This window comes from Microbacterium sp. CFBP 8801 (genome assembly GCF_014839455.1).
In the GTDB taxonomy this organism is placed as follows: domain Bacteria; phylum Actinomycetota; class Actinomycetes; order Actinomycetales; family Microbacteriaceae; genus Microbacterium.
The window spans coordinates 1-9,764 of record NZ_JACYNU010000028.1 but is presented as its reverse complement, the minus strand read 5'-3'; the positions used below and the strand labels follow the sequence as shown (position 1 = coordinate 9,764).

Here is a 9,764-nt window from a genome sequence, read left to right as displayed (position 1 = left end):
CCGCACGAAGGCGGCGAGGGCGGGGCGGCTCGCTCCGAGCGCGACGGCGAGGGCGCAGATGAGGAGCAGGCCGGTGGCGATCGGGCTGCTCGTGAACACTCCCCAGTCACCGCGCGACAGGGCGAGCGAGCGCTGGAAGTTCTCCTCGAGCATCGGGCCGAGGATGATCGCGAGCACGAGCGGCGTCAGCGGCACGCGCAGCAGGTGGAAGACGTAGCCGATCACGCCCGCGGCGACCATGACGAAGATCTCGAAGGTGCTGCCGTTGATCGAGTAGGTGCCGAGGAACATGAACGCGAGGATCGCGGCCATCAGGTAGGCGAAAGGCAGGCGCAGGACCGCGATCCAGACGCGCACAAGGGGCACGTTGAGGATGAGCAGGATGACGTTGCCCACCAGGAAGCTGGCGATGATGGCCCAGGCGACCTCGGGGTTGTCGCGGAACAGGAGCGGCCCGGGGATGAGGCCGTTGACGGTGAACGCCCCCGCCATGATCGCGACCGTGGCCGACGTCGGGATGCCGAGGGTGAACAGCGGGATCATCGACGACACCGCGAGGGCGTTGTTGGCGGACTCGGGCCCGGCGACGCCCTCCATGGCGCCGCGGCCGAACTCCGAGCGGTGCTTCTTCGAGAAGCGCTTCTCGGCGGCGTACGAGGCCAGCGACGTCGCGGCTCCGGGAGAGCCGGGGAGCAGACCCATGAAGAAGCCGATGATCGAGCCGCGGAAGAAGGGCTTCCACGAGCGCCGGAAGTCGTCGCGGGTGGGGTAGAGCCGTCCGATCGAGAGGGGCTTGGCGATGCCGCCGGGTCCACGCTGGGCCTGGGCGAGGATCTCGCTGAGCCCGAAGGCGCCCATCACGATCGCGACCAGGCCGATGCCGTCGAACAGCTGCGGCATGTCGAATCCGAAGCGCACGATGCCGACTCCCGGGTCGAGGCCCACCGTGGCGATCGCGAGGCCCACGCCGGCGCTGATGAGCGCCTTGGCGGGGTTGCTGCCCGCGAAGCTCGTGATGAGCAGCAGCCCGAGGAACGACACGAGGAACAGCTCGGGGGCGCCGAACTCCAGCGCGATCCGCGCGAAGGGGGCGACGAGCACGAACCCGACGACACCGACCAGCCCGCCGATGAACGACCCCACCGCCGCGATCACCAGGGCCGGGCCGCCGCGCCCGCGCTTGGCGAGCTCGTACCCGTCGAGGGTCGTCGCCACCGACGAGGCTTCGCCGGGGATCCGCAGCAGGACGGCGGTGATCGTGCCGCCGAAGGCCGCGCCGTAGAGGATGGCGGCGAGCATGATGATCGCCGTCGTGGGCGAGAGCCCGAAGGTCACCGGGATGAGCAGCGACACGGCTGCGGCGGGCCCGAAGCCGGGCAGCACGCCGACGAGCATGCCGAGCACGCAGCCGAGAAGGGCGAAGAGCAGGTTCTCGGGGGTGAGGACGGTGAGGAGTCCTTGGAAGAGAGCGCCGAATTCCATGTCAGAGGCCGATCATGCGGAGCACGGTGATGCTCGAGTGCGGGAGGGCGGTGCCGAGCAGGTCGGCGAAGACGAACCGGCTGATGACGGCGACACCGACGGCGATGAGAAGGGCGACCCACCAGCGGCGAGCGCTCACGAGGGTCATCACGCTGAAGAGCAGCAGCGTCATGGTGAAGAGGTAGCCGAGCACCGGAAGCAGGATCGCGGAGAGCACGAGCGCCCCCGCCACGATGGCGACGCGCAGCACTCCGCGACGGTCGGGAAGGGCGATGTCGTCGTCTTCCTCGTCGATCCCGTCGACGACGAGCACGCCGATCGCCGTGTCGGTGGGCGGGTCGACGCGGTTGCCCTCAAAGGGGGTGCGTGTGTCCGACCGGCCGACTTCCCGGCGCTGCGCGGCAGCCGCACCGAGCAGCTGGAGCGCCCAGAGGACAGCGCCGAGCGCGATCGTGGCGCCCGCGACGACCGGGAAGAATCCCGCGCCGACCCCAGTCACGTTCGTCAGGCCGTAGCCGAAGCCCGACACCATGACCGCGATGCCGGCGACGGCACCGATCGCCACGACAGACCATTCCAGGTACTGCCGCGCCCTCGTCGAGGACGAGGTCTCCACCACATCAGACGCCATCGTCATCCGCCTCTCTGCGGGTTTCCGTGCTAGGTGTGTGTGCAAGGCGTTCAACATAACTTGCGCACTTGCACAGGATTGCAGGATGGTCCAGACTTGTCAACAACCGACCCGCTCGATCGGCGTCGTGCCCTCGAAGGAGAGAACATGAGCTTTCGCGCCGTCGCGACTCGCAACACCGCCGCCCTGAGCGCTACGGAGCAGAAGGTCATGACAGTGCTGCTGAGCGCTGCGACGTCGTCGACGACGGCGGCCGACGTGGCTGCCCAGGCCGGCACGCACGAGTCGACCGTGGTGCGCCTCGCGCAGAAGCTGGGCTATCGCGGGTATCCCGACCTGCGCCGCGACCTGCGCGCCGACGAGGTGAACCCCGCGCTCTCGGGTGCCCCGATGCGGCAGGAGTCCGGGGCCGACCTGGCATCCTTCGTCGCCGACGAGCGAGCCGGCCTCGAACGCCTGTCGGAGTTCGTCCCCCAGTCGGCGATCGACGCCGCCGCCCGCGACATCGCCGGCGCCGGCGTCGTCTACATCTTCGCCAACGGCGATGCCCGCTCGCTGCAAGAACTGCTCGCCCGCCGATTCCGCCGGCTGGGGATGGTCGTGGTCACCCTCTCGCCCCAGGCGAAAGACCTCGCCGAGCGCTTCGTGCCGTTCGACTCCACCAGCATCCTGATCGGCTTCGCGCTGCGCGAGACCCCGCGCATGCTCCCCGCCCTCATCGCCGAGGCGCAGCGCCGACGCGGACGCAGCCTGCTGATCACCGACGTGCCGGGCGCGCAGTTCCGGCCCGCTCCCGACCACCTGATCGCGGCCCTCCGCAGCGCCGACAGCGAGTACCGCACCCTCTTCGTACCGATGGCCCTCTGCTACGCGCTCCAGCTCGCGGTCTACCACCTCGACTCCGAGCGGTACCACGCCGTCCGCGAAGACATCGACGGCCTCACCCGCATGCTCGGCGGCACCGACGAGATCCCCCTCCGACCGTGACGGGCCCCGCCTGGCGGGCTGCGCTCAGCACCCAGGCGGCGCTGTCGCAGGCTTCGTGGGTCGGCGTGCGGCTGATGGTCGGCTACCGGGCGCTCGAGCTGGGCGGGGATCCGCTGCTGCTCGCCGCGCTCGCGGCATCCTTCGCCGTTCCGACGATCGTCGCGGCGCTTCCCGCGGGCCAGATCTGCGACCGCTTCGGTGGGAGCACCGTCGCCTTCGCCGGCCTTCTCATCGCCTCGGCCGGCGCGATCGTCGTGCTCGCCCTGCCGTCGACCGTGCTGCTGCTGTTCGCCGCGACCCTCACGATCGGCCTGGGCCACCTCTGCGTGATGATCGGCCAGCAGACCTTCGTCGCGCACGCGAGCCGCGGGGGCTCGATGGACAGCGGCTTCGGCACCCTCAGCGCGGCGGCATCCATCGGTCAGCTGATCGGTCCCCCGGCCGTGACCATCGCCGCGACCCTCGCCGCGGGCGATCAGCCCGACACGACCGCGGGCTTCGCCGTCTGCCTCGCCTTCACGGTGCTTGCTCTACCGCTGATCCTCTTCCTGCGCCGCGGCGACACGCACCGCCGCACCACCGCCGCGAAGGCCCCGCGCGTTCCGCTCTCGGCGGTGATGAAAGCCCCCGAGTTGTGGCGGGCCCTCGCGGTCAGCGGCGCCGTGCTCGTGACGGTCGACCTGCTCTACACCTTCGTGCCGCTGTGGGCGGTCGAGAAGGGCATCGCCCCGGTCACCGTCGGTCTGCTGCTCGCTCTCCGCGCCATCGTCTCGGTCGTGAGCCGCCTCGGCCTCGCCCGCATCGTCGCGCGATTCGGCCGCCGCACTCTGCTCGTCGTGGCGATGCTCCTGGGCGTCGCGAGTCTCGTCGCCCTGCCCTTCGCGAACCAGTGGGGCGCGATCCCCGTGATGATCGCGCTCGGCATCGCCCTCGGCCTCCCCCAGCCCCTGACGATGGCCTGGACGACCGCCATCACCCCGCCCGCGGTGCACGGCGCCGCCCTCGGCCTGCGCCTGACCGCCAACCGCGTGCTGCAGGTGCTGATCCCGGTGAGCGTGGGCCTCGTCGCCGGGCCCCTCGGACTCGTGGCGATCTTCTGGTCGAACGCGGCCGTACTCGCCGTGGGGGTGGCCATCGTCGCGACCTCGCGGACGAGTGATCGCGACGGCGAGACGCCGGAGTAGCGGGCGGACGCTACGAGACGGCCCTGTTTCGCTGCAGTCTGCGGACGGCGTCGCCGAGGTCACCGTCGAGCAGTTGGGAGTTCGAATCGGCCGAATCGAGACAAGGGATGCGGTGACCTCTCGCACGCGGTTCAGAACCGTGGTCGCTGACGTGCAGGCGCGATGGGCCCGCGTGATGGGGCTGATCCGTATCGGGGAGGGAGCCGCGAAGAATCCCGTCCCGATTCGTGAGAACTTCGCCGGTCAGCTGAGGCGGTAGATCACCGACATGCGGAACAGGGACAGGGAGCACCCCGCGTGGTGCGGGATGCTCCCTACGTCACTTTTCGCCGTCTCCACCCGGCACCGGCCGTCGCCGATGGCGACGTCTGACGATCGCGGTCACAGCGAAACCCAGAACGACACCTGACGGGGCGAGAGTCACGTCGGGGGCGAGGGACGCGAGACTGAGTCCGGTGAGGCACACGGCGCTTGCGGAGCACCACAGTGCACGCGAACTTCCCGACTCGGCGGCCAGCCCTGTACATACCCCAGAAATGATCGAGAGCATCGTTATGACGACAGGGACTCTGAGGATCTCGAGGATCTCGTGCACGGTTCAGCAGGACGTGTGTGAAATGGCGCCGGGGAGCGGGGCGACCACGATGTGCAAGCAGCCTTTGGGTCGGAGGTTGTTCGCGGTCGCAGCCTGAACCTGCAGGTAGCCCGACCATAAGCCACAGGCCAGAGTCAGGCGTTGATTCCTCACGAGGGCGGCGCAGAACGCGGAAGCACCGGTGTAGTCCTTGATGTTCGCGGTCTCGGATCGGCTCAGAGTGACACCCCACGTGGCGTTCCTCCATCCCCAGGTAGGGTCGGCGACGATGGGATATGCCGTCGAAGCGGCGGGAACGACGACTTGGGCAAGCTTGTCCCCACGCACCTCGTAGTACGTGGACACCGCTGCTCCTCTCGCATCGGTCGCCCACGGGGCGTCGACGGGAATGAACGCCCCCGCGCGCCCGTCCTCGATGAAGCCCGCGTTGCCGGACGAGTCGATGATGGCTCGGAAGCCGTCCATGCCGAATTCCGTGTCGTGCCGCGCCCCCTCGTGGGGAATCACGGTCTGGATGCGGGTGTCCCCTGATTCCAGAGTCTGCACGGCGACGGTCGCGTCGTTCTCGCTCGCGAAGACCACCGTTCCGTCGGCAGCGGCAGCGCCGGCAGTAAGACTTAGTCCATCTGGCAGCGAGATGCTGGCGGAAAGTTCGCGCCCGCCGACGTTCGTGCTGATCTCGATGGGGCTCTTCGGGTCGACCGGGATGGAGGCGTCTGCTCCTGCGACGGACGTCTGGAACGCTCCGTCGGCCGCGGCGGTGTCGACCGGACGCGCCTCGTCGGGTGCGGCCTTGGCCACAAGAGCGGCGACATCCGCGGGGTCGGACGTGTCTACGGCCGAACTCGCGGACGCGGGCGAGACGGAGGACGCGACGACGCAGCACGCGATCGCCGCGATGGTCACGGGTCGTAGAAGCGTGGCCCAAGGACGAGCGGAAGACATTCTCATTATTTCCACCTCACTGCGGCCGGGGAGAGCGCGACGAGTCCGACCGCATGGGCGGCGGGAGAGCGAAGACCGCAGGAAGAGCGTATGAAAATGCTCATGTAAACATGTTATTTGAGCGAAACTTCACCCGGATGAATCGAGCGGCGATCGAGGCGGGGCAGCAGGAGGTCGACGGTCAGCGCGAACAGAAGTCCGGCGAGAGCGGTGACGGTGACCGTCTGTCCCGCCGGCCCCGGAGTGACCCCGAGCGACGGGGCCATCCCGGTGAGCACCCCGTTCGGCCGGAACTCGGCGGTCACCAGCACCTCCCCGGCGTCCGACCCATCGTCCGGCGGTCTAGAGAACCGGACGATAACGCTGAACGCTGGCACCCGAGCGGAACTCCCGTCGCGCGACGAGCTCGAGCCGCAACTGATCCCGGATGCCATCGAGCAGGCGTGGCCCGCGCCCGGCGACCACCGGGTGCACGACGAAGGTGTACTCGTCGATGAGCCCCGCCGCGGCGAGCGCCGCCGGAAGCTGCACGCCGCCGAGCGAGATTCCCCGCCCGGGCTGCTCCTTCAGACGGCGAACGGCGTCGGCGAGGTCGCCGTGGAGCAGATCGGCGTTCCAGTCGACGGCGTCGAGAGTCGTGGATGCCACGCGCTTGGGCATCGCGTCGATGACCGTGGCGAACGGCACGTCGTCGGCATCCATCCACTCGGGCCACTCCCCCGACGAGGGCCGGCGCCACGCGGCCTGCATCATCTCGTAGGTGACGCGGCCGTAGAGCAAGGACTCGGAGCGGCGGAGTTCGCCGGTCCAGAACGCCATGGATTCGGCGTCGGGCGGGAGGCCGGCTTCGTGGTGGACGCAGCCGTCGAGGGTGGTGTTGATGCCGTAGCGGAGGGGTTGGGGCATGGTGGGGTTCTCTAAGACACTTTGGCCAAGGCGGAAGTCACAAGAGTGATGAGTTCGGCCGGTCTGTTTGTCGACCCTTGAGCTCCTCTTCTCTTCGCTTCGTCGTTGTGCTCGGGAAGGTTGGAACCGGCATATATGAAGAAGGGGACGCCCACATCAAGTTGCCTCAACTGAGAAAGCAACTCGTATCCCGCACGCGCGTGATAGTGGCCTGACTCTTGGCGGCCCATGTCGGACACAACCGCGTCGAATGAATTGATCTCGAGCAGGTCGAGGGCCTGCCGAGTACTGATGACTAACGTTACAGCGACGCCAAGCTTGCGGAACGCATCGACAACGAACGTGTTGTTTCGAGGGTTGTCGTCGACCCAGAGAATCGCAGATCCTTCAACTTTCGCGGCCGCCGTGTCGTTTGGAATGGCTGTCATCAACGTCTGACGGACCTCGGTGGTCGTCACAAGTCCGCCCGCCACGCCCGGCTGCGCCGTGGCTTTCGCGACCGATTCGGATGCCGCGTCAATTCTTCCGCTCAAGGACAGGCCCGCAAAGCCGATCGATGCTTCGCCACCGCCCCCGCTTTCGATGCGCTCCTGCACGCTCTTCGCAATCGGTCGCGCAAACTCTGTAAGCGGGCGATGGAACCGGATGATGAGCAGGAGGATGATGACCGGCCACGCGAGGGCGGCGAGCAAAGAAGACGCACTCGAGACCACAACCGCCAGCAACGTATCCGACACCTTCCCGATGGTAACGAAGCTGAGTGGTCACATGACTGCTCAAGAAGGGTTTGCGGTACCGGTCGCCGACCGTCATCGGGTTTATCTGCTCGGCTCCGTCCGGAGTGGGATGGCGAGTCGACCTCGTGATGCACACTGCCGTCGAGGGTGATGTTGACGAGATACCGGAGTGTTCGGTAGGAGATGGCGCGTTACAACTCCGATACTGACGACTGTGCGGGAGGCACGGCCCTATGGGCACAGTTGTCCGCCTCTTCGCATGGACAGAGGGTGACGGTTGGCGCCAATTGGGGGCATGTGGTGGGGATAGATTTCGTCGCGTTCGACTTCGAGACTGCGAATAGCTCACGAGCGTCGGCCTGTGCGATAGGCGCAGTGCGTGTTCGAAACGGGCAGGTCGTCGATGAGTTCCATTCACTTATCAGGCCCCCGGAAGGATACGACGAGTTCTCGCCCGGAAATATCCGCGTCCATGGCATCACCTTCGCTGACGTCGCACACGCACCTCAGTGGCCCGAGCTGTACCCCAGGTTGGAGGAGTTCATCGGCGAGGACCTCGTCGTCGGACACAACGCGGCATTCGACACCTCGGTCCTGCTAAATACATGCGGCGCGTTCGATATCGACTGGCCTGCGCTCGATGTCGCCTGCACCTTGCGCCTTGCCCGCGCAGCGCTGCACCTGCCGTCATACTCATTGCCCTGGGTTGCCGCTCATCTCGGCGTGCCGTCGTTCGATCATCACGATCCACTCGCTGACGCTCGCGCATCTGCGCTCGTGTTGATCGCGCTTGCGGCGGCCGCGTCCGTGACCTCCGTCTACGAGCTGTCGAATGTGCTCGCAGTTCCGTCAACGACGACCTGGTCGGAACGTGACGACCATCTCTTCGCGGCGCTGACTACCGAGGGCGATCCCATTGTGGGAACGGGCTTCGCTGGCGAAGTCGTGTGTTTCACTGGGGCGTTGAAACACATGGTGCGCAGTCGCGCGCGCGAACTGGTCGTTGAGCAGGGCGGTGCCTGGCAAGACGGCGTCACGCGCAAAACCACGATCCTGGTCACTGGCGACTTCGACGACCGCACTTTTCGCCCGGGAACCCCGTTTACCTCGAAGCTCGAGAAGGCGTTCCGGCAGGTCGAGGGCGGGCAGCAGCTCGAGATCATCACCGAAGACGCATTTGTGACGCGGATGTCGATCGGCGAAGAGGAGTTGCGGGCCAAGATGGCCGCAGGTGGAGGACGCACGAAGGTCCCTGACTGGGTGGTCACACAAGCCGGGCGGGGTCCTTCCGTCGATGGATTTTGGGCCTGGTATCGAGCGGCCCTGGCGCATCCAACGGGTACCGCGAAGGGAAACGAGCCGTGTGTGTGGTGTGGCACGTCTGTTTCTGCGAAGGCGCACTGGATCCATCGTGAGCGCCACGTGTGCGGCGTGCACTGCAACGAACGGCTTAAGCGCGGCGCACGCCGCGCCTGGGAGCGCGCGGGGATTGCGGTGCCAACGCCGTCGACTGAGGGCTCGTGCTCGTGCTCGTGCTCGTGCTCGTGACTGTACCGCTCGATCGGCGGCTCACCAGGGATGCGCGGATGGACCGCGGAAGTCTCGCCCCGACCGCGATGACGATCGAGGATCCAACCCGATCGCCGATCTTAGGCAGGTCTGTGCTCGCGTCCAGCACGCTCTGCCGCTCGGGGACAGCCGGGTCGACAGGGGCAAGATGAGCCCGAAGAAGCACCCGTCGAGGTCTGGTCCGCGCCACCACCCCGGAGTACCGTCATCGCCATGACACCCGCCGAGCTCTTCCTCCACGCCGATGCCGCGCTGCGCGAGGTCATCGATCAGATCGACCCCGCCGACTTCACCGCCCCTGTGCCGGCAGAGTGGAGCCAGCTCGAGTCGCCGACGCTGCTGGGCGTCCTCGGGCGTCACGCATATGACGAGGCTTGGGTTCCCGACGTGATCGCCGGTCACGCGGCCGCCGACGGTGACCCCTTCGCCGACGCCGACCTTCTCGGCGATGACCCGATCGCGTCCTACGACTCTCTCAACGATGCCGCCGCAGCCGCCGTGCGTTCGGGCCTCACCGCGGAGACCTTCCGGTTCACCTACGGCGACTACCCGGCCGCGGAAGGCTTCGCGCACCTCGCGACCTACCGCGCCTTCCAGGCGTGGGTGATCGCGAAGCACTTCGGCATCCCCTTCCACCTCTCGCCCGAACTGATCGCGGGACTGAACGAGCACGTCACCCCGCACGCCGATGAGTGGCGGCAGTGGGGAGTGTTCCCTCCCGCCATCGA

The 9,764-nt window shown here is 67.5% G+C and carries 10 protein-coding genes; 4 read left to right on the top strand and 6 right to left on the bottom strand.

Features of this window, described 5'->3' with window-relative positions:
- Both IFR11_RS15855 and IFR11_RS15850 read right to left on the bottom strand, forming a co-directional pair.
- On the bottom strand, nt 1-1,482 hold a 1,482-nt coding region (locus IFR11_RS15855; RefSeq protein WP_191916824.1), incomplete at its 3' end, for a tripartite tricarboxylate transporter permease.
- A 1-nt stretch (nt 1,483) separates the two neighbouring features.
- Nucleotides 1,484-2,119, bottom strand: a complete 636-nt coding sequence (locus IFR11_RS15850; RefSeq protein WP_206755312.1) for a tripartite tricarboxylate transporter TctB family protein — start codon at nt 2,117-2,119, stop codon at nt 1,484-1,486.
- 141 nt (nt 2,120-2,260) lie between these two features.
- Here IFR11_RS15850 and IFR11_RS15845 point away from each other — a divergent pair, with 141 nt between their 5' ends.
- Both IFR11_RS15845 and IFR11_RS15840 read left to right on the top strand, forming a co-directional pair.
- Entirely contained in the window at nt 2,261-3,100 is an 840-nt protein-coding gene (locus IFR11_RS15845; RefSeq protein ID WP_191916822.1) for a MurR/RpiR family transcriptional regulator, read from the top strand.
- Entirely contained in the window at nt 3,097-4,284 is a 1,188-nt protein-coding gene (locus IFR11_RS15840) for an MFS transporter (protein ID WP_191916821.1), read from the top strand. The genes IFR11_RS15845 and IFR11_RS15840 overlap by 4 nt, the downstream gene beginning before the upstream one ends.
- 598 nt (nt 4,285-4,882) lie before the next feature.
- Here the strand turns inward: IFR11_RS15840 and IFR11_RS15835 are convergent.
- The 4 genes from IFR11_RS15835 to IFR11_RS15820 all read right to left on the bottom strand — a co-directional run bounded on the left by IFR11_RS15835 (nt 4,883) and on the right by IFR11_RS15820 (nt 7,467).
- Nucleotides 4,883-5,785, bottom strand: a complete 903-nt coding sequence (locus IFR11_RS15835) for a hypothetical protein (protein ID WP_191916820.1) — start codon at nt 5,783-5,785, stop codon at nt 4,883-4,885.
- Between the two features lie 152 nt (nt 5,786-5,937).
- Complete coding sequence (locus IFR11_RS15830; RefSeq protein ID WP_342030316.1) at nt 5,938-6,129, bottom strand: hypothetical protein; 192 nt, start codon at nt 6,127-6,129, stop codon at nt 5,938-5,940.
- 37 nt (nt 6,130-6,166) lie between these two features.
- Nucleotides 6,167-6,730 carry a dihydrofolate reductase family protein gene (locus IFR11_RS15825; RefSeq protein ID WP_191916819.1) on the bottom strand — a complete coding sequence of 188 codons (564 nt, stop codon included), beginning with the start codon at nt 6,728-6,730 and terminating at the stop codon, nt 6,167-6,169.
- 11 nt (nt 6,731-6,741) lie between these two features.
- A complete protein-coding gene (locus IFR11_RS15820; protein ID WP_191916818.1) occupies nt 6,742-7,467 on the bottom strand; it encodes a response regulator in 726 nt (241 codons plus the stop codon).
- 270 nt (nt 7,468-7,737) lie between these two features.
- Between IFR11_RS15820 and IFR11_RS15815 the strand changes: the two genes are divergently transcribed.
- Complete coding sequence (locus IFR11_RS15815) at nt 7,738-9,015, top strand: exonuclease domain-containing protein (protein ID WP_191916817.1); 1,278 nt, start codon at nt 7,738-7,740, stop codon at nt 9,013-9,015.
- A 234-nt stretch (nt 9,016-9,249) separates the two neighbouring features.
- Nucleotides 9,250-9,764 (top strand): hypothetical protein (locus IFR11_RS15810; RefSeq protein WP_191916816.1); only part of this gene is annotated, 515 nt, incomplete at its 3' end.